Origin of the sequence: Halomonas nitroreducens (assembly GCF_003966155.1) — a bacterium.
Taxonomy (GTDB): Bacteria; Pseudomonadota; Gammaproteobacteria; order Pseudomonadales; family Halomonadaceae; genus Halomonas; species Halomonas nitroreducens.
The window spans coordinates 157,670-180,168 of the sequence record NZ_RXNS01000004.1 but is presented as its reverse complement, the minus strand read 5'-3'; the positions used below and the strand labels follow the sequence as shown (position 1 = coordinate 180,168).

At 70.6% G+C, this 22,499-nt stretch carries 21 protein-coding genes and 1 other RNA gene; 14 read left to right on the top strand and 8 right to left on the bottom strand.

Annotated features, from left to right (window positions below):
- Positions 1-30: 30 nt before the first annotated feature.
- The gene (locus EKG36_RS05920; RefSeq protein ID WP_246007444.1) at positions 31-1,164 is read left to right on the top strand and encodes a glycosyltransferase family 4 protein; all 1,134 of its coding nucleotides are present in this window, start codon (positions 31-33) and stop codon (positions 1,162-1,164) included.
- A gap of 16 nt (positions 1,165-1,180) precedes the next feature.
- Here EKG36_RS05920 and EKG36_RS05915 read toward each other — a convergent pair whose 3' ends face one another.
- Entirely contained in the window at positions 1,181-1,897 is a 717-nt protein-coding gene (locus EKG36_RS05915; RefSeq protein WP_126482002.1) for a 3-deoxy-D-manno-octulosonic acid kinase, read from the bottom strand.
- On the opposite strand from EKG36_RS05915, the gene EKG36_RS05910 reads away from it, so the two are divergent.
- The 3 genes from EKG36_RS05910 to waaA are packed head-to-tail and all read left to right on the top strand — an operon-like array spanning position 1,896 to position 5,711.
- Positions 1,896-2,993 carry a glycosyltransferase family 9 protein gene (locus EKG36_RS05910; protein WP_126482000.1) on the top strand — a complete coding sequence of 366 codons (1,098 nt, stop codon included), beginning with the start codon at positions 1,896-1,898 and terminating at the stop codon, positions 2,991-2,993. The two genes, EKG36_RS05915 and EKG36_RS05910, sit on opposite strands and share 2 nt — an antisense overlap.
- Entirely contained in the window at positions 2,983-4,413 is a 1,431-nt protein-coding gene (gene hldE / locus EKG36_RS05905; protein ID WP_126481998.1) for a bifunctional D-glycero-beta-D-manno-heptose-7-phosphate kinase/D-glycero-beta-D-manno-heptose 1-phosphate adenylyltransferase HldE, read from the top strand. Before EKG36_RS05910 ends, hldE begins: the two co-directional genes overlap by 11 nt.
- Entirely contained in the window at positions 4,413-5,711 is a 1,299-nt protein-coding gene (gene waaA / locus EKG36_RS05900) for a lipid IV(A) 3-deoxy-D-manno-octulosonic acid transferase (protein WP_126481996.1), read from the top strand. Before hldE ends, waaA begins: the two co-directional genes overlap by 1 nt.
- Before the next feature lie 4 nt (positions 5,712-5,715).
- Here waaA and rpiA read toward each other — a convergent pair whose 3' ends face one another.
- Entirely contained in the window at positions 5,716-6,390 is a 675-nt protein-coding gene (gene rpiA, locus EKG36_RS05895; protein WP_126482193.1) for a ribose-5-phosphate isomerase RpiA, read from the bottom strand.
- A 153-nt stretch (positions 6,391-6,543) separates the two neighbouring features.
- Between rpiA and ilvA the strand changes: the two genes are divergently transcribed.
- Complete coding sequence (ilvA, locus tag EKG36_RS05890) at positions 6,544-8,058, top strand: threonine ammonia-lyase, biosynthetic (protein ID WP_126481994.1); 1,515 nt, start codon at positions 6,544-6,546, stop codon at positions 8,056-8,058.
- Between the two features lie 369 nt (positions 8,059-8,427).
- Here ilvA and EKG36_RS05885 read toward each other — a convergent pair whose 3' ends face one another.
- The 3 genes from EKG36_RS05885 to EKG36_RS05875 form a co-directional block, all read right to left on the bottom strand.
- Positions 8,428-9,060 (bottom strand): 5-formyltetrahydrofolate cyclo-ligase, encoded by a 633-nt coding sequence (locus tag EKG36_RS05885; protein ID WP_126481992.1) that lies wholly within the window; start codon positions 9,058-9,060, stop codon positions 8,428-8,430.
- 8 nt (positions 9,061-9,068) lie between these two features.
- Positions 9,069-9,253, bottom strand: a non-coding RNA gene (gene ssrS / locus EKG36_RS05880) — 6S RNA.
- A gap of 45 nt (positions 9,254-9,298) precedes the next feature.
- Positions 9,299-9,598 carry a cell division protein ZapA gene (locus EKG36_RS05875; protein WP_126481990.1) on the bottom strand — a complete coding sequence of 100 codons (300 nt, stop codon included), beginning with the start codon at positions 9,596-9,598 and terminating at the stop codon, positions 9,299-9,301.
- 157 nt (positions 9,599-9,755) lie between these two features.
- On the opposite strand from EKG36_RS05875, the gene EKG36_RS05870 reads away from it, so the two are divergent.
- The 4 genes from EKG36_RS05870 (at position 9,756) to EKG36_RS05855 (ending at position 14,261) form a co-directional block, all read left to right on the top strand.
- Complete coding sequence (locus EKG36_RS05870) at positions 9,756-10,337, top strand: UPF0149 family protein (RefSeq protein WP_126481988.1); 582 nt, start codon at positions 9,756-9,758, stop codon at positions 10,335-10,337.
- A gap of 49 nt (positions 10,338-10,386) precedes the next feature.
- Positions 10,387-11,724, top strand: a complete 1,338-nt coding sequence (locus EKG36_RS05865) for an aminopeptidase P N-terminal domain-containing protein (protein WP_126481986.1) — start codon at positions 10,387-10,389, stop codon at positions 11,722-11,724.
- Positions 11,725-11,787: 63 nt separating this feature from the next.
- Entirely contained in the window at positions 11,788-13,011 is a 1,224-nt protein-coding gene (gene ubiH / locus EKG36_RS05860; protein ID WP_126481984.1) for a 2-octaprenyl-6-methoxyphenyl hydroxylase, read from the top strand.
- Positions 13,008-14,261 (top strand): UbiH/UbiF/VisC/COQ6 family ubiquinone biosynthesis hydroxylase, encoded by a 1,254-nt coding sequence (locus EKG36_RS05855; RefSeq protein ID WP_126481982.1) that lies wholly within the window; start codon positions 13,008-13,010, stop codon positions 14,259-14,261. The genes ubiH and EKG36_RS05855 overlap by 4 nt, the downstream gene beginning before the upstream one ends.
- Positions 14,262-14,377: 116 nt before the next feature.
- Here the strand turns inward: EKG36_RS05855 and EKG36_RS05850 are convergent, their stop codons facing one another.
- From EKG36_RS05850 to gpmI, 3 genes are all read right to left on the bottom strand, one after another.
- Positions 14,378-15,685: a S41 family peptidase gene (locus EKG36_RS05850; protein ID WP_126481981.1), complete on the bottom strand. Its 1,308-nt coding sequence runs from the start codon at positions 15,683-15,685 to the stop codon at positions 14,378-14,380.
- Positions 15,686-15,757: 72 nt separating this feature from the next.
- The gene (locus tag EKG36_RS05845; protein WP_246007443.1) at positions 15,758-16,918 is read right to left on the bottom strand and encodes a murein hydrolase activator EnvC family protein; all 1,161 of its coding nucleotides are present in this window, start codon (positions 16,916-16,918) and stop codon (positions 15,758-15,760) included.
- On the bottom strand, positions 16,915-18,489 hold the full coding sequence (gene gpmI, locus EKG36_RS05840) for a 2,3-bisphosphoglycerate-independent phosphoglycerate mutase (RefSeq protein ID WP_126481979.1): 1,575 nt from the start codon (positions 18,487-18,489) through the stop codon (positions 16,915-16,917). Before gpmI ends, EKG36_RS05845 begins: the two co-directional genes overlap by 4 nt.
- Positions 18,490-18,703: 214 nt before the next feature.
- Between gpmI and EKG36_RS05835 the strand changes: the two genes are divergently transcribed.
- The 5 genes from EKG36_RS05835 to gshB all read left to right on the top strand — a co-directional run bounded on the left by EKG36_RS05835 (position 18,704) and on the right by gshB (position 22,483).
- Positions 18,704-19,126, top strand: coding sequence for a rhodanese-like domain-containing protein (locus tag EKG36_RS05835; RefSeq protein WP_126481977.1), 423 nt, complete (start codon positions 18,704-18,706; stop codon positions 19,124-19,126).
- 45 nt (positions 19,127-19,171) lie between these two features.
- Positions 19,172-19,687 carry a protein-export chaperone SecB gene (gene secB / locus EKG36_RS05830; RefSeq protein WP_126481975.1) on the top strand — a complete coding sequence of 172 codons (516 nt, stop codon included), beginning with the start codon at positions 19,172-19,174 and terminating at the stop codon, positions 19,685-19,687.
- Between the two features lie 10 nt (positions 19,688-19,697).
- Positions 19,698-20,423: a 16S rRNA (uracil(1498)-N(3))-methyltransferase gene (locus EKG36_RS05825; protein WP_126481973.1), complete on the top strand. Its 726-nt coding sequence runs from the start codon at positions 19,698-19,700 to the stop codon at positions 20,421-20,423.
- 66 nt (positions 20,424-20,489) lie between these two features.
- Positions 20,490-21,221, top strand: a complete 732-nt coding sequence (locus tag EKG36_RS05820) for a CvfB family protein (protein ID WP_425459577.1) — start codon at positions 20,490-20,492, stop codon at positions 21,219-21,221.
- A gap of 305 nt (positions 21,222-21,526) precedes the next feature.
- Entirely contained in the window at positions 21,527-22,483 is a 957-nt protein-coding gene (gshB, locus tag EKG36_RS05815) for a glutathione synthase (protein ID WP_126481971.1), read from the top strand.
- Positions 22,484-22,499 lie beyond the last annotated feature (16 nt).

Here is a 22,499-nt window from a genome sequence, read left to right as displayed (position 1 = left end):
CCGGGCCCCGACACCGCTAAGGAGGACGCCTTGGCACGCAAGGTCATGCATCTCTGCCTCTCGGACGGCTGGGGCGGACTGGAAATGTATCCTGCGCGGATTATACCCGAGCTGGCCCGCCAGGGGTGGGAGGCCCACGGCCTGGCCCTGGACGGCTCGCGGGTTGCCGAGAGCCTCGTCGCGGCCGGCGTCACCCCGCTGACCATGGCATCCCGGGGGCAGGCGCTGTGGCGGGTCCGCCGTATCCTGGCCTACTTGAAGGCCCGGGAGATCGAAGTGGTGCACTGCCACAAGTCCAGCGACCTGCGTCTGGGGGCGCTGCTGGCGTCCCTGCGCCCGGGGTTGCGGCTGTTCTTCACCGACCACATGGGCGTCACCCGGCCCAAGCGGGACCCCTACCACCGCTGGGCCTATGGACGGCTGACCCGGCTGTTCTCGATCAGCGAGACCACGCGGGCCCGCAACCTCCGGGCCTTCCCGCTACCCCCCGAGCGCATCCGCCGGCTCTACCTGGGCATCGACCCGGCACCGTATGTTGCCGGGCTTCCCGCGGACGAGCGCCTGGCGCTGCGCGCCGACCTGGGCGTGCCGGAGGACGCGGTGGCCATCGGCTTGCCGGGACGGATCACCCCGGGCAAGGGCCAGCGGGTCTGGGTCGAGGGACTGGCTCGGCTGGTCGATGCGCGGCCCGAGCTGGCCTGGCACGGCGTGCTGATCGGCGGGCTCGCCGCCGACGAGGGCAGCAACGCGGCCTTCGTGGCGGAACTGCGCGACCGGGTGGCGGCCCTGGGGCTCAGCGAGCGGGTCCACTTTGCCGGCTTTCGTGGCGACCTGCCACGCTGCCTCCAGGCCCTGGACATCGTCTGCGTGCCGTCGCGCAACGAGGCCTTCGGCCTCACCGTGATCGAGGCCATGGCCGCCGCTCGGCCGGTCGTGGGCGCCGACAGCGGGGCGATTCCCGAACTGGTGGACGCCAGCACCGGACGCCTGGCCGCCCCCGAGGACCCCGAGGCGTGGGCCGAGGCCCTGGGCGAGCTCGTCGCCGATCCCGCGCTGCAGTATCGGCTGGGTCAGGCCGGCCGGGCGCGGGTGCTCGAGGCCTTCACCCTCGAGAGGCATGTCCGTGCGCTGGTGGGGGAATACGCCGGCGAGCCCGCCGCCTAGCCTCCCCGGTAGCATCTCAGGCGGGTGCGGGCGCCGTGTAGCCCTGGCGAATGTCGCCCATGGCCGCGCCGGCGTCGAACTTGACCAGCGAGCGAGCCAGGCGGTCGAGGTTGGCCTCCCGCCAGGCACCGGGGCGCCGTCGCCGGCAGCGGTCCAGGTCGATCAGCCAGACACCGTCGTCGGGAGCCACCAGCAGGTTGCGGGCATTGAGGTCGACATGGTCGAGGCCGGCATCGTGGAACCGGCGCACCGTGCGGCCCACCTCCCGCAGCAGGCCCGCATCGGCCTCGCCGCTCGCCAGACGCTCGGCCAGGGCTCGGGCGCCGGGCACGCGGACGGTGAGCAGGGCGGCCTCGTAGGTGAGGCCGTGGCGGGTGACGCCGGCGGCCACCGGCCGGGGCACGGGCAGGCCCAGGGCGAAGAGCTCGGCGGTCAGGCGCATCTCGCGAAAGGCGCGGGTGCGCTCCCGCCCGGTCCACAGGTAGCGGGCGTCGCTGACCCGGGCGACCAGGCCGCCGCGCCGGTAGGGGCGGAGGACCCACTGCTCCGCGCCGGCCGCGAGGAACAGGCTGGCGCCGCGGCCGGGCGCCTCGCCCACCACCCGGCCCGCCCGACGCCAGTGGTCGGGGTCGAGGCTGTGCGGACCGATTTGTGGCGCCCCGTCGGCGTCACATAAACTGTCCGCATCATATAGAATGAAAACCTTTCCCGTTCGATACGTTGCCAATCGCATGAAGCATCCTCTGCCCGCCCGACCCGAGCACATCGGCGTGCTGCGTCTCTCCGCCCTGGGCGATGTCTGCAACCTGGTGCCGACGGTGCGTGCCCTGCAGCGCCAGTGGCCGGAGGCGCGCATCACCTGGATCATCGGCAAGGGCGAGCACAGTCTACTGGCCGGCCTTTCCGGGGTCGAGTTCGTCGTCTACGACAAGGCCTCGGGGATCGCCGGCATGCGCGAGCTGTGGCGCGAACTCGCGGACACCCGCTTCGATGTCCTGCTGCACATGCAGCAGGCGCTGCGCGCCAGCGTCCTCTCGCTGGGCCTCAAGGCGGACGTGCGCGTGGGCTATGACAAGGCCCGGGCCAAGGATGCCCAGCACTGGTTCACCCATCGCCAGCTGGCCCCGCATCCCCGGGCCCACGTGGTGGACTCCTTCCTCGACTTCGCCCGGCTGCTCGGCGTGGAGGAGCTATCCGCGCAATGGGACCTGGCGATCCCCGAGGCCGCCTTCGAGGAGGCCGCCGGGCTGACCGGCGACGCCCCCTACGTGCTGATGAGCCCCTGTGCCAACCCGCGACTGCGCAACTTTCGCAACTGGTCCGCCGAGGGGTACGCGGCGGTGGTCGAGCACGCCTGGGTGCAGCATGGCCTGACGACCGTGCTCACCGGCGGCGGCAGTACCCAGGAACGCGAGATGGGCAGCCGCATCCAGGCCCTCAGCCAGCCCGGCGCGGTCATCGACGCCATCGGCGCGTCCTCGCTGAAGGGCCTGCTGGCGCTGATTGCCCGGGCCCGGGCGGTGGTGGCCCCGGACTCGGGGCCGGTGCACATGGCCAATGCCCTCGACACCCCGGTGGTCGGCCTGTTCGCCACCACCAACCCCGATCGCGCCGGCCCCTATCGCTGGCGCGACTTCGTGGTCAACCGCTATCCCGAGGCGGTGACGACCTACCTGCACAAGGACCCCGAGACGCTGCCCTGGGGCCAGCGGGTGCGCCATCCCGATGCCATGTCGCTGATCCGCGCCGACGACGTCATCCGCAACCTCGAGGCGCTGCTCGCCGCCTCCTCGACCCGCAAGGAAACGGAGCCTTCCGATGAAGCTTGATCTGACCGCCCTGGAGCGCTCGCGCCTGCTGGTGGTGGGCGACGTCATGCTCGACCGATACTGGCATGGCGGCACCTCCCGCATCTCCCCCGAGGCCCCGGTGCCGGTCGTGCGGGTCGACGAGGCCGAGGACCGCCCCGGCGGCGCGGCCAACGTGGCCCTCAACATCGCCGCCCTGGGCGCCCAGGCGGGACTCGCCGGCCTGGTGGGCTACGACGAGAATGCCGACCGCCTGGAGAGTCGCCTGCAGGACGCCGGAGTGAGCACTCACTTCGCGCGCAGCCGCGAGGTGCCGACCATCACCAAGCTGCGGGTCATGAGCCGCAACCAGCAGCTGATCCGCCTCGACTTCGAGCAGGGCCTCGGCGAGGTCGATACCAGCGGCCTGGCCCTGCGGGTCGAGGAAGCCCTGCCCCGGGCCGACCTGGTGATCCTCTCCGACTATGGCAAGGGCACCCTGGCCGATGTGGAGGGGCTGATCGCCACGGTGCGCGGTGCCGACAAGCGGGTGCTGGTGGATCCCAAGGGCGGCGATTTCCGCAAGTACCGCGGGGCCAGCGTGATCACCCCCAACCTGGCCGAGTTCGAGGCGGTGATGGGCGCCTGTCCCGACGATGCCACCCTGGCCGCCAAGGGCGAGGCCCTGCGTGCCGAGCTCGAGCTGGAGGCGCTGCTGATCACCCGCAGCGAGAAGGGCATGACCCTGATCCGTGCCGACCACGAGCCCCTGCACCTGCCGACCCGAGCCCGGGAGGTCTTCGACGTGACCGGTGCCGGCGATACGGTGATCGGCGTGCTGGGCCTGGCGCTCGCCGCCGGCCACGGTTTCCCCGAGGCCATGACCCTGGCCAACCTGGCCGCCGGCCTGGTGGTCGCCAAGCCCGGGACCGCCACGCTGTCCATCGCCGAACTCTACACTGCCCTGCACGGTGACAAGCTGGCCGAGTTCGGTGTCATCGGCGAGGCACCGCTGATCGAGGCGGTTCGCGCCGCCCAGGCCCGCGGCGAGCGGGTGGTGATGACCAACGGCTGCTTCGACATCCTCCACGCCGGCCATGTGGCCTACCTCGAGCATGCCCGCCAGCTCGGCGACCGGCTGATCGTGGCCATCAACGACGATGCCTCCATCGGGCGGCTCAAGGGCCCCTCGCGGCCGATCAATCCGCTGGCCCGGCGCATGCAGGTGCTGGCCGGCCTGGGCGCCGTCGACTGGGTGGTGCCCTTCTCCGAGGACACCCCACAGCGGCTGATCGAGGCGGTGCTGCCAGACGTGCTGGTCAAGGGCGGTGACTACCGTCCCGAGCAGATCGCCGGCGGCGAGGCGGTGCGCGCCGCCGGGGGCGAGGTGAAGGTGCTCGGCTTCGAGGACGGCGTCTCCACCACGGCGATGATCGCCACCATTCTCGACCGCGAGACCTGATGGCGGGGCATCCCTGGGCGCGGCGACTCTATTCCGCTGCCCTGCTGGCGCTGTCGCCGCTGATCTGGCGGCGGGCCTGGCGGGAACAGCTGCCCGGCCGGCCCCGGGCCGAGCGCCTCGGCGCCATCCCGGCGGCCCCTTCGGGCTCCCGCACCCTGTGGCTGCACTGTGCCTCGGTGGGGGAGGTCCAGGCCGCCCGGCCGCTGATCGAGGCCCTTCGCCGGCGCTACCCGCGACATCGCCTGGTGATCACCACCATGACCGCCACCGGCGCCGAACGCAGCCTGGCCCTGGTGGAGAAGGCCGCCGAGCGGGGGGATGGCGGTGAAGTGAGTCATCACTTCGTGCCCCTGGATTTTCCCGGCGCGGCCCGGCGTTTCGTCGAGCGACTGGCGCCCGACCTGGCGATCTTCTTCGAGACCGAGCTGTGGCCCAACCTGCTGGCGGCCTGCGACCGCCGGGGAGTGCCGGTGGCGGTGGTCAACGGTCGGCTCTCGCCGCGGGCCTTCCGCCGCTACCGGCGCCTGGGACGGCTGATGGCCGAGGCGCTCTCCCATGTGGCCTGGCTGGGGGCCAAGTCCGCGGCGGATGCCGAGCGGTTCCAAGCGCTGGGCATGGCGCCGGATGCCATCCGGGTGACCGGTTCGCTGAAGTTCGATCTGGCCCCTGACGAGGCGGCTTGCGAGGTGAGTGAGCGCTTGCGTCGAGACCTCGGCGAGCGTCCGGTGTGGGTGGCCGGCTCGACCCATCCCGGCGAGGAACAGGCGGTGCTCGAGGCCCATGCCCGGCTGTGCGAGTCGCGCCCCGGGGCGCTGCTGATCCTGGTCCCCCGGCATCCCCAGCGCTTCGCGGCGGTGGCCGAGTTATGTGCGGCCCGGGGACTGGTCACGGCGCGTCGCTCGGCGGACGAGGCGGTCACGGCCGAGACGGCGGTCTATCTGGGCGACACCATGGGCGAGCTCGCGGCCTTCTACGGGGCGGCGGACCTGGCCTTCGTCGGCGGCAGCCTGGTGCCGGTGGGCGGCCACAACCTGCTGGAGCCCGCCGCCAGGGGGGTGCCCGTGCTGACCGGCCCGGCACTGGCCAATTTCGAGGACGTCGCCGAGGCCCTGCGCGAGCGCGAGGCCCTGGTGGAGGTCGCCGATGCCGCGGCCCTGGCCGAGGCGTTGCAGGCGCTGTTCGCCGATGCGCCGGCACGGGAGCGTCTTGCCGCCGCCGGGCAGGCGGTAGTCGAGGCCAATCGCGGCGCCCTGGCCCGCACCCTGGCGGGCCTGGAGCACCTGTTGCCCACGGAGTGAGCGCTTACTGCGGTGTGCGGCGCTCGACGCCCTGGTCGGTGCCGAGCAGCAGCACGTCGGCGCCACGGGCGGCGAACAGGCCATTGGTCACCACCCCGACAATGGCGTTGAGGCGCGCCTCCATGGCCACCGGGTCGTCGATCATGAACTCGTAGCAGTCGAGGATCTGGTTGCCGTTGTCGGTGACCACGCCCTGGCGGTAGACCGGGTCGGCGCCCAGCTTGACCAGTTCTCGGGCGACGTAGGAACGCGCCATGGGGATCACCTCCACCGGCAGCGGGAAGTCGCCCAGCCGCTCGACCAGTTTGGAGGCATCGGCGATGCACACGAAGCGCTCCGCGCAGGCGGCGACGACCTTCTCTCGGGTGAGGGCCGCGCCGCCGCCCTTGATCATCTGTAGGTGAGCGTTCACTTCGTCGGCGCCGTCGACATAGACGGGCACGGTGCCGGTCTCGTTGAGCTCGAAGACATCGATGCCATGGCTTCGCAGGCGCTCGGCACTGGCCTCGGAGCTGGCCACGGCGCCGCGGAAGTCACCGCGCAGGGTGGCCAGCCTGTCGATGAAGCGATTGGCCGTGGAGCCGGTGCCGACGCCGATGACGACCTGGCGGCCGAGAAGGGGGCGGATCTCGTCGAGGGCGGCGGCTGCCACGGCGTCCTTGAGTTCGTCCTGGGTCATGTCCTGCTCGCTTTGGTGGGTGGCGAATGCCGCGCCATTATAGGCCATGGCGCGGCCTCGTGCTGGACGCCAAGGTGGCCGGAATGCTACCAATAGGGGTTCCCTTCGTGCCGCGTCAGCGGCCCTCTCGCGTCACCCCATTGGGATATCAGGATGCTCGAAGCCACCGTCAAGAAGATTCTCCAGGCCCGGGTCTATGAGGCCGCCCGGGAAACGCCGATCTCCCCGGCCCCCTTCCTCTCTCGCCGATTCAACAACCAGATCCTGATCAAGCGCGAGGACCTTCAGCCGGTCCATTCCTTCAAGATTCGCGGCGCCTACAACAAGATGGCTCAGCTCACCGACGAGCAGAAGGCCAAGGGCGTGATCGCCGCCTCGGCGGGCAACCATGCCCAGGGCCTGGCCATGGCGGCCAAGCAGATGGGTGTCAAGGCGGTCATCGTCATGCCGCGGATCACCCCCGAGATCAAGGTGGCCGCCGTGCGGGCCCGGGGCGCCAAGGTGGTGCTCAAGGGCGACGCCTTCGCTGCCGCGGCCGCCCATGCCCAGGAGCTGATCGCCGAGCATGGCTATACCTACATCCCGCCCTTCGATGATATCGACGTCATCGCGGGGCAAGGCACCGTCGCGGTGGAGATCCTCCGGCAGAATCCCGGCCGTCTGGATGCCATCTTCGTGCCGGTCGGCGGCGGTGGCTTGATCGCCGGCGTGGCTGCCTACGTCAAGTACCTGCGTCCCGAGATCAAGGTGATCGGCGTGGAGTCGGAGGACAGCGCCTGCCTGAAGGCGGCCCTGGACGGTGGCGAGCGCGTGACTCTGGACCAGGTCGGGGTCTTCGCCGAGGGCGTGGCCGTGGCCCAGATCGGCGAGGCGCCCTTCGCGGTGATGCGGGACCTGGTGGACGACGTCATCACCGTCAATACCGACGAGATGTGCGCGGCGGTCAAGGACATCTTCGAGGACACTCGGGCGGTTTCCGAGACCTCCGGCGCCCTGTCGCTGGCGGGCCTCAAGAAGTACATCCAGCAGAGCGGCGCGTCGGGCGAGACCCTGGTCTGCATCAACTCCGGGGCCAACACCAACTTCGATCGCCTGCAGCACATCGCCGAGCGCACCGAGCTTGGCGAGCAGCGCGAGGCGATCCTGGCGGTGACGATCCCCGAGAAGCCGGGGAGCTTCAAGAAGTTCTGCCGCACCATCGGCAAGCGCATGGTCACCGAGTTCAACTATCGCTATGCCGATCCCGCCCAGGCGCACATCTTCGTCGGCGTCCAGGTCAAGCCCGGCGGGGAGGATCGCCAGGCGGTGATCGACAAGCTCCGCGAGGCCGGCTATCCGGTGGAGGACCTGACCGACAATGAGCTGGCCAAGCTGCACATCCGCCACCTGGGGGGCGGACGGCCCAAGGAGCATTTCGACGAGGAGGTTTATCGCTTCGAGTTCCCCGAGCGTCCCGGCGCGCTGATGAACTTCCTCACCCACCTGCCCCAGGACTGGAATATCTCGCTGTTCCACTACCGCAACCACGGCGCGGCCTACGGGCGGGTGCTGGTGGGTATGCAGGTGCCCAACGGGGATCGCAGCCATGTCGAGGAATACTTCGATGACATCGGCTATCGCTACTGGAAGGAATCCGATAATCCCGCCTATCGCCTGTTCATGGCCTGAGTCGAGCCGGCCGGGGTGAGCGCTGACACACCCCGGATGGCCGGTCCCGCCTGGCATGAATTTTCTCATGTGTTGAGCATGACAGTTGTCATGTCCGGGGGCTTTCGCTAGGCTCTCGTCGTCGATGGGCGACGAGGGTGTCGCCCAATCGCGACCTCAACGTGGTGAACCGAAGGGAGTCGAGGGATGAAGCGCAAGCCCGATCTTGTCATGACGCTGGTGCTGATCTTCGGGATCGGGGTCGTGGCGACCGGCTATGCCCAGGCGCTGGCCGGCAACTGAGCCGCTGCCGCGCCCCCGGGGCCTGGATGACGAAAGACGGCCGATGCCCTGCATCGGCCGTCTTTTGCGTTGTCGGGACTGGGCGCCTCAGGGACGCAGAGTGCGGCTATCGCTGACGATGGCGTCCAGCGGCACGTCCCAGGGTGCCACGGGCAGGCGCTCGACGCGCTGGCAGTCGTGGGCCAGGCCGATCAGCCTCGGGCGCGGGCCGGGGCGGCGGGTGAAGGCCAGCGTACGATCGTAGAACCCCCCGCCCATGCCGATGCGCTGGCCGTGGTCGTCGAAGCCCACCAGTGGCAGCAGGATCAGGTCGAGTACCCAGGGTGCCCGGCGACGTGCCCGATGGGCGCCATGACGGGTGCAGGGCTCGGGAATGCCGAAGCGGTTGGTCACCATGGGAGTGCCATGATGGTAGTGCACGAACCACAGGGCGTTATGGGTGAGGGGCTTGAGCACCGGCAGATAGACGCGGGCATTGCGGTCGCGCAGCCAGGGCATCAGCGGGGTGGGATCGATCTCGCCGTCGTTGGGCAGGTAGAGGGCCACGCGCTTGGCGTGACGCACTTCGGGAAGCTGGTGCAGGCGTTGACATAGCCGGGTGGCGGCCTGGCGTTGCTGCCTGGCGCTCAGCGCACGGCGACGGCGCCTGAGGTCGCGGCGCAGCCGGCGGCGGGCGTCGTCTCGTGTGACGGGTGCGGCGATATCCTGCATATCGGTCATGTCGGATGAAGTTCCCCAGAGTGCCGCTGTCGTTCTGGCCCTTGAACCCAGCGGTTCAAGGTGGGTGGCCGCAGCCGAGCCGTCAGGCTTTCCGTCGCACGGACATGCACACGGGCTCGGCTAGCATTTGGCCCCCTGGGTATTGCTCATAGGCTCGAGGGACTATAACGACTGGCGCACACCCCAGGGAACGTCTCCATCCTAGCAGAGCCGCCGAGCGGGCCAAAGTGAAGAATCCTCAGCGACCGGGCGCATCGGCCAGGGCGCGCTCCAGGCGCTGGCTGAGATCGCTCAGGCTCTGCTCGCCGGCGCGGCGTTCGTCCAGGGCCTCGAGGAGCTCATGGGTGATGTTGAGGGCAGCCATGATGGCGATCTTCTCCCGGTCGACCACCCTGCCCTGGGCATGGATGCCCTGCATGGCGCGATCCAGGTAGCGGGCGGCACGCTCCAGCTTGTCCTCTTCCTCGGGGGGGCAGGCGATGACGTACTGGCGTTCCAGCAGGGTGATCTCGGTGGTAGGCCGCGAGGCGTCGGTCATGGGGTCTCCGGCGGGGCCACGGCGCACGGTTCCTTGCGGGTGCGCGCCCAGGGGGCCCGATGCGTTAACATCGTGGGCATCACGACTATCAAACCACTATAAGAGAGCCGTTTGCAGGCGGTCAACGCGCCGCGCGGCTCCAGCACGGACGGGTGCCATGTCACTGATCAACGAACGCCAGGATTTCTCCGATATCGCCGACACCTTTCTGCTGCATGGCAGCATGCAGTCGCCGGCCTTCCTCGATGGCCGCCTGTGCGCCTCCCTGGCGCTGCACGACCTCAACGCCGAGGCCTGGCTGGAGGCGGTGTGCCTCAGCCTAGGGGTCGAACAGCCGCGGGACGAGGCCGCCGCCGAGCGGTTGCTGGGCTGGCGGCGCCAGACCCTGGAGGCGCTGGCCGGCAGCGAACTCAACTTCGAGCCGCTGCTGCCGGACGAGCTGTTCTCGCTGGCCGAGCGGGCCCAGGGCCTCAAGGAATGGACCCAGGGCTTCCTCGAGGTGATCCAGGATGCCGGCGAGGCCCCGCGCCGGGACTGGTCCGAGGCGCTGCGGGAAGCCATCGACGATCTCCAGGGCCTCACCGCCATCGAGACCGAGATCGACGACAGCGCCGAGAACGAGAACGACCTGTTTGCCCTGACCGAGCACGCCCGCATGGCGGCCATGCTGCTCTACACCGAGCATCACCCCGGCCAGCCCCAGGTGGAGCAGGTGGATGACCCCGCTCCCCAGCATTGAGGCCCGTGTCGCCCCGTCCTGCCGCCCCCACCCCGCTCCAGGAGTCGCCATGTTCGCCGAGCCCCTGCCTCGCCCCGCTCCCATCGGCCTCGAGGAATTCCGTGAGCGGCGCTGCCGCCTGATGGCCCAATTGCCGCCGGACGCCGCCGTGCTGCTGCCGGGCGCCTCGCTGGTCACCCGTTCCCGGGACAGCGAGTTCGCCTTCCGTCAGGACAGCGACTTCCATTACCTGACCGGCTTTCCCGAGCCCGATGCCCTGCTGCTGCTGCTGCCCGGCCGGGAGGCCGGTGAGAGCGTGCTGTTCTGCCAGGATCGGGATCCCGATCTGGAGGCCTGGACCGGCCGGCGCCTCGGTGCCCGGGGCGCCGAGCGCCACCACGGCCTCGACGAGGCCTTCGAGAACGCCGAACGCGATGCTCGTCTTACCGAGCTGCTGGATGGTCGCACCACTCTCTACCTGCCGCTGGATGATGCACGGACCCTGCGTCTCGCCGAGCGGATCCGCGGCAGCCTGCTGGCCGGAGCGCGTCGCGGAGCGCGGGCTCCGCTGTCCTTCGCCGATATCGCCGGTCCCATTCACGAGCTGCGCCTGGTCAAGAGCACCGCCGAACTGGCGCTGATGCGCCATGCCGGCGAGGTCACCGCCCTGGCCCACCGGCGTGCCATGGTCGGGGCCCGTGCCGGCCTCGCCGAGTACCAGCTGCAGGCCGACCTCGAGCACGAGTTCCGCTGGCAGGGGGGCAGCGGCCCGGCCTATGCCAGCATCGTCGCTGGCGGGGCCAATGCCCGTGTGCTGCACTACATCGAGAATCGCGACCCGCTGCGGGGCGGGGAGCTGGTGCTGATCGATGCCGGTGCCGAGTTCGACCTCTACGCCGGCGATGTGACCCGGACCTTCCCGGTCGATGGACGCTTCACCGTGGCCCAGCGGGCGCTCTACGAGGTGGTGCTGGAGGCCCAGGAGCGGGCCATCGGCGCGGTGCGTCCCGGGGCCACCCTGGGGGGCATCCACCGCGGGGTGGTGCGCGACCTCACGGCGGGGCTGTTGCGCCTGGGGCTGCTGGAGGGGGAGCTGGAGGCCTGTCTCGAGGCCGATGCCTGCCGCCGCTTCTATCCCCACGCCACCTCTCACTGGCTGGGACTCGATGTCCATGATGTGGGCAGCTATCGACTGGATGGCGAGCCTCGTTCGTTGGTGCCGGGCATGGTGCTGACCATCGAGCCGGGGCTCTACGTGCCCGAGGATGCCGACCTGCCCGAGGCTTTCCGTGGCCTCGGCATCCGCATCGAGGACGACGTGGCGGTGACCCCCGACGGACATGAGGTGCTCACTGCCTCGGCCCCCAAGCGGGTGGACGATATCGAAGCCCTGATGGCGGAAAAATGATCAGCTGACCAAGAGGTTGGCTTGTCTTTATGTAATTTACGTTACGGAATAATGGAGGGTCGCATGAGCGAGTCGGCCGTGGGCGAGGCCCCGCGTCGCGTGGATATCGCCATCATCGGCGGCGGGCTGGTCGGGGCCAGCCTGGGCTGTGCCCTGGCGCCGCTGATCCGGCGGCTGGGGCTGACGGTGGCGGTGATCGAAGCCGCCCCCCTGTCGACGGACCTGGAGGCCCCCTGGCAGCCCAGCTTCGATGCCCGGGCCAGCGCCATCGCCCAGGGCTCGGTGCACCACTTTGTCGAGCTGGCGCTGTGGCCGGCGCTGGCCGAGCAGGCCGCGCCCATCCGCTGCATCCACGTCAGTGAGCAAGGGCGTCTCGGCGCGACCCGACTGCGCGCCGCGGAACTCGACAGCGAGGCACTCGGTCAGGTCATCCCGAATGCCTGGCTCGGCCGCGTGCTGCATCGCCGCCTCGGCGAGCTACCGCTGGACTGGCATTGCCCGGCCCGGGTCGAGACGATTCAGCCCGTGGCCGGCGGCCACCGCCTGCGCCTGTCCGACGGCGCCTGCCTCGAGGCCGGCCTGACGGTGCTCGCCGACGGGGGCCGGTCGGGGCTCAAGGAGCGGCTCGGCATCGAGAGTCGGGAGCGCTCCTACGAGCAGGTCGCACTGATCGCCACCGTGGCGGTCGATCGTCCCCATGGCGGCACGGCCTTTGAACGCTTCACCACGGCCGGCCCCATCGCCCTGCTGCCCCTCAGGGAGCAGGCCATGGAACTGGTCTGGACCCACCAGGCCGGCCGCGAGCACGCCCGGATGGCGCTGGCGGACGGCGACTTCCTGGCCCAGCTGCAGGCGGCCTTCGGCGACCGGGCCGGACGCTTTCGCCGTGTGGGGCGACGCCACGCCTATCCGCTCTCGCTGGTCACCGCCCAGGAGACGACCCGGCCGGGGCTGGCGGTGCTGGGCAATGCCGCCCATGCACTGCACCCGGTGGCTGGCCAGGGCTTCAACCTCGCGCTGCGCGGCGTCATGGACCTGGTGGCGGCCATCCAGGCCGGCGCGGACCGGGCCGAGTCGCCAGGCAGCTCGGCGACCCTGGCGGACTTCGAGGCGCGACGCGCCGGGGATCGGCACAACGTCATCCGCTTCAGCGATGGCCTGGTGCGGTTGTTCGGTCTCGACAGCCCCGTGTTGTCCCATGCCCGAGCCGCGGGCCTGGTGGGGCTCAATCTGGTGGGGCCGCTGCGTCGCACCCTGGCCCGGCGGGCCATGGGGGTGGAGCGATGAGTGCCCCGCGACAGGAGGAGGAAGTGGCGATGACGGACGAGGTGATCATCGTCGGTGGCGGCATGGTCGGCGCGACCCTGGCCTGCCTGCTTGGCCAGGCCGGTGTGGCGGTGACCCTGCTGGACGCCCGGCAAGGGCCCGTCGATGCCGATGCGGTGGGGTGCGGCCAGCCCGGACTCCGGGTCAGTGCCCTGACCCCGGTGTCGCAGCGATTGCTCGACGGGCTGGGGGCCTGGGCGTGGATGCGCGCGCGCCGTGTCACCCCCTACCGCCAGATGCAGGTATGGGACGGCGAGGGCACCGGCGAGGTGACCTTCTCCGCCGACCAGGCAGGCTTGCCGGTGCTCGGTCATATCGTCGAGAACGACGTGGTGGTGGCGGCCCTGGAGGCCCGCCTGGCCGCGCTGCCGACGGTGCGGCGGCGCTTCGGCGCCCGGGTGACGGGCCTGGAGGCCACGCCCCGGGGGCGCGAGGTGGTGCTGGAAGGGGGCGAGCGGCTGGCCGCGCCGTTGGTGGTGGCCGCCGACGGAGCCCGTTCGCCGCTGCGCGAACTGGCCGGCATCGAGGTCGAGGCCCATGACACCGGCCACGCGGCGGTAGTCACGACCGTGCGCACCGCTCGGCCCCATGGCGGCGTGGCGCGCCAGGCCTTCCTGGCCGACGGTCCGCTGGCCTTCCTGCCGCTGACCCTGGAGGACGACGCCGGCTATTGTTCCATCGTCTGGTCGACCTCCCCCGAGGAGGCCATGCGGCTGACCGGCCTCTCTGCCGAGGCCCTGGGCCAGGAACTGGAAACGGCGATCGAGGGACGGCTCGGGGCGGTGACGGTGATCGACCAGGCCCAGGCCGTGCCGCTGACCCAGCGTCATGCCCGGCGCTATGTGCTGCCGGGGCTGGCGCTGGTGGGGGATGCCGCTCACAGCATCCACCCGCTGGCCGGTCAGGGGGTCAACCTGGGGCTGATGGACGTCGCGGTGCTGGCCGAGGAGCTGCTCGCGGCTCGCCGGCGGGGCCTGGCCACCGGCAGCGAGGTCTGGTTGACCCGCTATGCCCGGCGACGGCGCGGCGACAACGCCGCCATGCTCAAGCTGATGGATGGCTTCCGACTGCTGTTCGGCGCGCGCCACCCGGCGCTCACCCTGGCCCGCAACCTGGGGCTGGCCGGGGTCGACCGGCTGGCCCCGCTCAAGCGGCTGCTGATGCAGCAGGCCACCGGCCGGCGTGGCCGCCTGCCGGCCTCCTGCCGCTAGCGTCCCGTTTCAGAGGCCAGCGTCTGGCGGCGTGGCCATGCCTGGCCATGCCGCCCGCCCCCTGCGCTCGCCAGCCCGGTGCAACCGGTCACGAGGCCAGGGCGAGCCTCGGCGCCTCACTCGGCGCCGGACGGCGACTCGCGCTGGCGCAGCACGTTGAGGGCCTTGAGCAGGTTGAGGGCCTCGCCGAGCTGATAGTCGTCGCGCAGACGGTCGCTGGTCGTGCCCGCTTCGGCGCCGTCCTGATCGCCGGCCAGGTGGCCCTCGAGGTCGGCCTCGCGCACCCGCAGGCCGGTGCCTTTGGCGACCTCCAGGCGGCCGCGGACCACCTCCACGTCGGGGACGATGCCCAGGGCCTGGATCGAGCGGCCGTCGGGCGTGAAGTAGAGGGCGGTGGTCAGCTTCAGGGCCTCGCCGTCACCGAGCGGCATGATCTGCTGCACCGAGCCCTTGCCGAAGCTCTCGGTGCCCATCACCACGCCTCGCCGCTGGTCCTGGAGGGCGCCGGCGACGATCTCCGCCGCCGAGGCGCTGCCGCCATTGATCAGCACCACCAGGGGCACCTCGGGCGCGGCGGTCTGGCGACCGGCGGAGAAGCGCATCGCGCTGTCGGCAAGGCGACCCTCGGTGTAGACGATCAGGCCGCTGTCGAGGAAGGCATCGGCCACGTCCACGGCAGCCTGGAGGACGCCCCCGGGGTTGTTGCGCAGATCCAGCACCAGGCCCTCCAGCGGGCCGTCCTCGTCCAGCGCCTCGAGGGCCTCGACGACCTGTTCGCCGGTGCGGGACTGGAACTGGCTGATGCGCAGGTAGCCGTAGCCGGGCGCCAGCCGTTCGTGGCGCACGCTCTGGGTGCGGATGATCTCGCGCTCGATCTCGACGTTGCGCGGCGCATCCTCGCCCTGGCGCATGATGGTCATGCGGATGGCGGTGCCCGGCTCGCCGCGCATCAGCTCCACGGCGTCCTGTAGCGACAGTCCCTCGGTAGGGGTGTCGTCGATGCGCAGGATCATGTCCTGGGCCTGGAGGCCGGCGCGGGAGGCCGGGGTGTCGTCGATGGGGGTGATCACGGTCAGCTGGCCGTCACGCTTGCCCACCTCGATGCCCACGCCGCCGAACTCGCCTTCGGTGGACTCGCGCAGGCTCTGGTAGGCCTCCGCATCCAAGTAGGTGGAGTGGGGGTCCAGTTCGCTGAGCATGCCGCGGGTAGCGTTACGCAGCAGGGTCGCGTCGTCGACCTCCTCCACATAGGCTCGCTTGATGCGCTCGAAGACCTCGGCGAAGGACTGGATCTCGGCCACCGGCAGCTCGTCCTCGGGGGCCGCGGTGGCGGGCAGTGACAGGGACAGCAGGGTGACGACGGGGACCAGCACCGAACTCAGGCGCCGCAGCGGGGCGGTCAGGCCGGCGGGAGGTAAGGGCATGCAGGCTCTCGCAGTTCCGGTATGGGAGCGTCCAGCATAGCGTGGCCGCGCCCGGCAATGGAATAGCGGGGCCTAGCGCCGGGCGACCCAGCCGCTGGGGTCGATGGGGTCACCGTTGCGGCGTACCTCGAAGTAGAGGCCTGGAGTGGACTGGCCGCCGGAAGCCCCCACGGCGCCCAGGGCGTCGCCCCGGGACACCGCCTGGCCCACCTGGACGGCGAAGTGCTGCAGGTGGGCGTGCAGGGTCATGACCCGGTCGCCGTGGTCGATGATCAGCAGGTTGCCGAAGCCGCGCATCCAGTCGGCGAACACCACCCGGCCGGCGTGTACCGCCGCGACCGGCGTGCCCTCGGCGGCCCGGATCAGCAGGCCGTTGCGATGCACGCCGCGGCCGCCGCCGAAGCCGGACACCACCTTGCCCTGCACCGGCCAGGGCAGTTCGCCCCGGGTGGCGGCGATGGCCGTCGACGGCGGCGGCTGCTGCAGCCGTGCCAGGCGCTCCTGCACCTGACGCAGCACGCGCGCGGCATGGGCCCGGTCCTGGTCGAGGGCTGCCAGGCGTGCCTCCTCGGAGGCGTAGCGGGCCTCGAGCTCGGCCACCAGGGTCTGGCGCTCGTCGATGCGCGTGGCCAGTTCGGCACTGCGCCGCTCCAACTCGCCGGCCAGGGCATCGAGCCGCTCGCCGCGGGTCTCCAGCGCCCGGCGGTTATCGGCCAGCGCCGCCTCCAGCCGGGCAATCTCGTCCAGCCGCGCATGGCGGGCCTCGGCGAGATGGTTGAGGTAGCGCTGCAGGCGGTCCAGACGGGCCGGGTCGTCCTGGTTGAGCAGCAGCTTGAGCTGGGGGGTGAGGCCCAGGCGATAGAGGGCGTCGAGCTGGTCGCCGAGGGCGGCCAGCTGATCGTCGTGCTCCGCCTGGAGCGTCTCGCGGCGCGCCTCCAGGGCTGCGACCTCGTGGTTGAGGTCGCGTCGCTCGGCCTGCAGGGCATCCAGCTGGCGATGGGTCTCGGCCAGGGCGGTCTCGACCTCGCGCAGTGCCTCGCTGGCCTCGCTGCGGGCTCGGCCAGTGGCGGACAGCTCCCGGGTGGCGGACTGGATCTGCTCGCCGATGGCATCCAGCCGCGCCCGGGCCTCCTGCTCCCCGGTCGGCGCGGCCAGGGCCGGGGCCAGGCCCAGCCACAGCAGCAGGGACAGCCAGCGGGCGGCCCCGGCGCCCGGGCGCAACACCGCTCTCACGCGTCGTCGATCAGCACCCGGCCCGTCATCTCCTCGGGGACCGGCTGGTTCATCAGGGTCAGCAGGGTGGGGGCGATATCGCACAGCCGGCCGTCGTCGTGCAGCCGCACGGGGCGGGGCCCGACATAGATCAGCGGCACGTCGAAGGTGGTATGGGCGGTCTGGGCGACACCGGTCTCGGGATGGACCATCTGCTCGGCGTTGCCGTGGTCGGCGGTGATCAGGCAGGCGCCGCCGACCGTCTCGATGGCCTCGACCACGCGGCCGACGCAGGCATCCACGGCCTCGATGGCCGCCACGGCGGCAGCGAAGTCGCCGGTATGGCCGACCATGTCGCCGTTGGCGTAGTTGCACACGATGAGGTCGTGGGCACCGGACTCGATAGCCTGCACCAGGCGGTCGGTGACCTCCACGGCGCTCATCTCGGGCTTCTCGTCGTAGGTCTTCACGTCCTGGGGGGAGGGCACCAGGATGCGCGTCTCGCCCCGGTATTCCGCCTCGCGGCCGCCGGAGAAGAAGAAGGTCACGTGGGCATACTTCTCGGTCTCGGCGATGCGCAGCTGGGTGAGGCCGCGGCGTTCCATCACCTCGCCCAGGGTGTTGGGCAGGTCGGCCGGCGGGAAGGCGGCCGGCGCGGGGATGTCGGCGGCGTACTGGGTCATGGTCACCAGGCTGCCGCCGGCGAGCCGTGGCTGCTCCCGGCGTGTGAAGCCGGCGAAGTCGTCCTCGACGAAGGCGCGGGTCAGCTCACGGGCGCGGTCGGCACGGAAGTTCATGAACAGCACGGCGTCGCCGTCCGCGACCGTCACCGGCCGACCATCGACGGTGACGGCGGTGGCACTGACGAATTCGTCGGTCTCGTCCCGGGCATAGGCCTGCTGCAGGCCCTGCTCGGCGCAGGCGGCAGTGTAGTCGCCCTCACCCTCGGTGATCAGCCGGTAGGCCTTCTCCACCCGGTCCCAGCGGTTGTCGCGGTCCATGGCATAGTAGCGGCCGATGATCGAGGCCACGCAGCCGTTGTCGGGGCCGACCAGCTCGGCGAGCCGTGCGTTGGTGCGCTCCAGGGAGGCCAGGGCGCTCTTGGGGGGAGTATCGCGGCCATCGAGAAAGCCATGCACGTAGATGCGCTGGGCACCGCGGCGCGCGGCCAGCTCGGCCATGGCCAGGATATGGTCCTCATGGCTGTGGACGCCGCCCGGCGACAGCAGGCCCATCAGATGCACGGCCTTGCCCGCGGTGGCGGCGGCATCGAGGGCGTCGGTGAGGATCGCATTGCGCTCCAGGTCGCCGTCCTCGATGGCCTTGGTGATGCGGGTGAAGTCCTGATAGACGATGCGTCCGGCCCCGAGGTTCATGTGGCCGACCTCCGAGTTGCCCATCTGGCCGTCGGGCAGGCCCACGTAACGGCCGTCGGTGTGCACCAGGGCATGGGGCTGCTGCGCCCACAGCCGGTCCATCACCGGGGTCCGCGCCGCCTGGATCGCGTTGTCGGCGGCGTCGGGGTTGTAGCCGTAGCCATCGAGGATGATCAGTGCCACCGGGCGGGGCGTCGGGGTCGGAGCGTCGGTCATGGGGTCTGGGCCTCTTGATTGGGCGCGACGCCGCGACGACCTGGCGGCCGTCGACGGGGTCGCGACTTGCATCAGCTTGCGGCATCATATCGCACGGCCCCACCGGGCGTCATTTTGGCCGTCCTCGAAGGCCGCGGGCTTCATGTATACTGGCCGCCCGTCGGCGGCCGCCGGCCCCGTTCACCGTGCACCCGACAAAGAGTTACCCCAAGCCATGATCGATCAGCTGTTCGAATTCGTGCAGAACCACCCGCTGCTGGTGGGCGCCTTCCTGCTGGTGCTGGTTGCCTGGATCCTCTACGAGGTTCGCAACAGCACTGCCAGTGGCGTGTCCGCCAGCGAGGCCACCCAGCTGGTCAATCGGGAGGATGCCGTGGTGCTCGATATCCGCGAATCCAGCGACTTCAAGGCCGGCCACATCGCTGGCGCCCGCAACATTCCCCAGAGCCGGCTCGACGAGCGCCTGGGCGAGCTCGACAAGTTCAAGAGCAAGCCGATCATCGTGGTCTGCAAGCATGGACAGAGCTCCGGCGTTGCCCTGGCCAAGCTGACCAAGGCCGGCTTCGAGCGCGTCTTCAAGCTCCGGGGCGGCATGACCCAGTGGCAGGCGGACAGCCTGCCGGTGGTCAAGAAGTAACCACCGCCTTCACCCTCTCATCACCGACCCAAAGGACCCTTTACCATGGCGGAAGACAACAACCAGAGCGGCGGCGCCAACGGCCAGGCCGCCGGCCAGCAGGACAAGCCCCAGGTGCAGTTCGCCCTGCAGCGTATCTATGTCAAGGACCTTTCCTTCGAGGCGCCGAACTCCCCGGCGGTGTTCCAGCAGCCGTTCAAGCCGAAGGTCGGCCTGGACCTGAACACCACCCACCAGCAGGTCGGCGAGGAACTGTACGAGGTGGTGATCAAGGTCACCGCCCAGGTGACTCACAGCGAGGAAGGCACTACCTCCTTCCTGGCCGAGATCGAGCAGGCCGGGCTGTTCCGCATCGGCGGCATCGAGGGCGCGCAGCTGGATCACACCCTGGGCGCCTTCTGCCCCAACGTGCTGTTCCCCTATGCTCGCGAGTGCATCGACAACCTGGTCAACCGTGGCGGCTTCCCCCCGCTGATGCTGGCGCCGGTGAACTTCGAGGCGATCTACGCCCAGAAGAAGCAGCGCGAGGCCCAGCAGCAGGGCGAGCAGGCCACCCAGTAAGCGCCCGCTCATGAAGGCTCCGCGTATCCACGTCGCCGCCGCGCTTGACGCCGGCGGCGACGTCGTCCTGCCCGAGGGGGCCGCGCGCCACGTCGCCCGGGTGCTGCGGCTCGGCGAGGGCGCGCTGCTGGTGCTGTTCGACGGCGCCGGCGTCGAGGCCGAGGCGGTGCTGGTCGAGGCCGGCCGCAAGCGCGTGGTGGCCCGGGTCGAGGCGCTGTACCAGGGCCGCAGCGAGTCGCCGCTGGCGGTCCACCTTGGCCAGGCCATCTCCAAGGGCGACCGCATGGATTACGCCATCCAGAAGGCCGTGGAGCTGGGGGTGACCGCCATCACGCCGCTGTATACCGAGCATGGCGACGTGCGCCTCAAGGGCGACCGCGAGACCCGGAAACTGGCCCACTGGCAGGCGGTAGCCGCCAGCGCCTGCGAGCAGTGCGGCCGGGCCACCCTGCCGCCGGTGCACCCGCCCCTGGCGCTGGCCGACTGGCTGGCCGGGCGCGAGGAGGCCCTGCGCCTGGTGCTGCATCCCGGGACGCCCGGCGCCCTCGATCGTCAGGCGGCGCCCCCCTCGGCGGCGCTGCTGATCGGCCCCGAGGGCGGTCTGTCGCCGGGGGAGGTGGAGACCGCCACTGCCGCCGGCTTCGCGCCCCTCTCCCTGGGCCCGCGCATCCTGCGTACCGAAACCGCCCCGGTGGTCGCGCTGACCCTGCTGCAGGATCGCTTCGGCGACCTGTGATCGACGCTTTTCCCGCCCAAGGCCCGCGCCCATAATGGCGGGATACTTCCCTATGGAACCCGCTCCATGTCCGACTCTCGTGATCGTCGCGCCGGCACGCCCCGCCGGGACCCCATGCGCCGCCCCCGTGAACCCAAGGCTCGCGTCGGCGAGGTGGCCTATCTGCCGGTGGTAACGGTCAACGACACCGGCGCCTTCCTCGACTGGGGGCATGCCCGGGACCTGCTGCTGCCCTATGGCGAGCAGCGCTTCCGGCCAGCGGTGGGCAAGCGGGTGCTGGTGATGGTCCGCGAGGACGACCGTGGTCGGCCGGTCGCCACCCAGCGCCTGGACCGCCATCTCGCCGACCAGGCCACGGGGCTTGCCGCCGGGGATGCCGTGGACCTGGTCATCGCCGAGGCGACCGACCTGGGCTTCAAGGCGGTGGTCGACCACCGCTTCTGGGGGCTGCTGTACCGCGACGACGTGACCCGGCCACTGCGCCGCGGCCAGCGTCTTCGGGGGTACGTCAAGCGCCTGCGCGAGGATGGCCGGCTGGACCTGTCGCTGCTGCCGCCGGGGCCGGCGCGCCTCGACGTGGTGGGCGAGGCGGTGCTCAAGGCGCTGCGCGAGAGCGGCGGCTACCTGCCGCTGTCCGACGCCAGCCCGGCCGCCGAGATCAAGTCGCGCCTCGGGGTCAGCAAGAACGCCTTCAAGCAGGCCATCGGCCGGCTCTACAAGAAGCGCGTGATCACCATCGAGGCCGGCGGTATCCGCTTTTCTCCCGGTGGCGACCAGGACTCACACGGCGCCTCATAGCGAAGAGCGCCGGGGGCAGGCCGTAAAGGAGGTCCTACGCCAGGGGTGAGGAGGATTCCTCCGAACGGGCTGGCCATGGATGGCCAGCACCGGCCCTGCAAGCGGAGCAGGATGCGAGAGCGCCGCAGGGCGTCGGTAGCGCCCAGGGATGGGTTTACAGCACCTCCTTGATGGTCCGGCACCCCGGGGCCTGCCGACGGATCAGCGCTTCGCGACATTGATCGCCTTGGAGTCCGTTGCGGCCCTGCGGCATACTGCAGGCCTCCATTCCTTGCCGAGCATGCCCGGCGCAGACGAGTAGACCGATGAGCGAACGCCCCCTCAGGGTCGGTGTGGTGATGGACCCCATCGCCGACCTCAGCTACAAGAAGGACACCAGCCTGGCCATGCTGTGGGCCGCCCAGGATCGGGGCTGGTCGCTGCACTACATGGAGCAGGAAGATCTCTTCCTGCGCGATGGCCGGGCCCATGCCCGCCTCAGCGCGTTGGAGGTGTTCCGCGATGCCGAGCGCTGGTATGCGCTGGGCGAGGCCGAGGCGCGTCCGCTGGCCGAGCTGGACGTCATCCTCATGCGCAAGGATCCGCCGGTGGACGGCCACTTCCTGAATGCCGTGCACCTGCTGGGCTTCGCCGAGCGCGAGGGCGTGCTGGTGGTCAACCCGACCCGTGCCCTGCTCGAATGCAACGAGAAGCTCTTCGCCCAGCAGTTCCCCCAGTGCTGTGCCCCGACCCTGGTCTCCTGCCGAGAGGCCGAGCTGCGGGCCTTCCATGGCGAGCATGGCGACGTCATCCTCAAGCCGCTGGACGGCATGGGCGGCAGCGGCGTCTTCCACGTCCTCCCCGACGGCCGCAACCTGGGGGCGATCATCGAGACCCTCACCGAGCGGGGCACCCGACAGGTCATGGCCCAGCGCTACCTGCCGGAAATCAAGGATGGCGACACCCGTATCCTGCTGGTGGACGGCGAGCCGGTGCCCTACGGCCTGGCCCGGGTGCCCATGGCCGGCGAGACCCGCGGCAACCTGGCGGCCGGCGGCCAGGGCAACAGTCGTGAGCTGACCGACCGCGACCACTGGCTGATCGCCCAGGTACAGCCGATGATCCGCGAGAAGGGCCTGATGTTCGTCGGCCTGGACGTCATCGGCAACTACATCACCGAGATCAACGTCACCAGCCCGACCTGCGTGCGCGAGATCGACGACCAGCGCGGCACCGACATCGCCGGCCAGCTGATGGACGCCGTCGCGCGCCGTCGGCACTGACCCGGGAGGCCGGCCG

Bases quoted from the DNA above. Each gene is read 5' to 3' on its own strand.
- EKG36_RS05870 (WP_126481988.1), top strand. From the start codon at position 9,756: ATGTCACTGATCAACGAACGCCAGGATTTCTCCGATATCGCCGACACC.
- EKG36_RS05835 (WP_126481977.1), top strand. From the start codon at position 18,704: ATGATCGATCAGCTGTTCGAATTCGTGCAGAACCACCCGCTGCTGGTG.
- EKG36_RS05910 (WP_126482000.1), top strand. From the start codon at position 1,896: ATGAAGCATCCTCTGCCCGCCCGACCCGAGCACATCGGCGTGCTGCGT.
- EKG36_RS05825 (WP_126481973.1), top strand. From the start codon at position 19,698: ATGAAGGCTCCGCGTATCCACGTCGCCGCCGCGCTTGACGCCGGCGGC.
- EKG36_RS05820 (WP_425459577.1), top strand. From the start codon at position 20,490: ATGTCCGACTCTCGTGATCGTCGCGCCGGCACGCCCCGCCGGGACCCC.
- gshB (WP_126481971.1), top strand. From the start codon at position 21,527: ATGAGCGAACGCCCCCTCAGGGTCGGTGTGGTGATGGACCCCATCGCC.
- waaA (WP_126481996.1), top strand. From the start codon at position 4,413: ATGGCGGGGCATCCCTGGGCGCGGCGACTCTATTCCGCTGCCCTGCTG.
- hldE (WP_126481998.1), top strand. From the start codon at position 2,983: ATGAAGCTTGATCTGACCGCCCTGGAGCGCTCGCGCCTGCTGGTGGTG.
- EKG36_RS05855 (WP_126481982.1), top strand. From the start codon at position 13,008: ATGAGTGCCCCGCGACAGGAGGAGGAAGTGGCGATGACGGACGAGGTG.
- EKG36_RS05915 (WP_126482002.1), bottom strand. From the start codon at position 1,897: ATGCGATTGGCAACGTATCGAACGGGAAAGGTTTTCATTCTATATGAT.
- rpiA (WP_126482193.1), bottom strand. From the start codon at position 6,390: ATGACCCAGGACGAACTCAAGGACGCCGTGGCAGCCGCCGCCCTCGAC.
- gpmI (WP_126481979.1), bottom strand. From the start codon at position 18,489: ATGACCGACGCTCCGACCCCGACGCCCCGCCCGGTGGCACTGATCATC.
- ubiH (WP_126481984.1), top strand. From the start codon at position 11,788: ATGAGCGAGTCGGCCGTGGGCGAGGCCCCGCGTCGCGTGGATATCGCC.
- EKG36_RS05885 (WP_126481992.1), bottom strand. From the start codon at position 9,060: ATGACCGATATGCAGGATATCGCCGCACCCGTCACACGAGACGACGCC.
- EKG36_RS05875 (WP_126481990.1), bottom strand. From the start codon at position 9,598: ATGACCGACGCCTCGCGGCCTACCACCGAGATCACCCTGCTGGAACGC.
- secB (WP_126481975.1), top strand. From the start codon at position 19,172: ATGGCGGAAGACAACAACCAGAGCGGCGGCGCCAACGGCCAGGCCGCC.
- ilvA (WP_126481994.1), top strand. From the start codon at position 6,544: ATGCTCGAAGCCACCGTCAAGAAGATTCTCCAGGCCCGGGTCTATGAG.
- EKG36_RS05865 (WP_126481986.1), top strand. From the start codon at position 10,387: ATGTTCGCCGAGCCCCTGCCTCGCCCCGCTCCCATCGGCCTCGAGGAA.
- EKG36_RS05850 (WP_126481981.1), bottom strand. From the start codon at position 15,685: ATGCCCTTACCTCCCGCCGGCCTGACCGCCCCGCTGCGGCGCCTGAGT.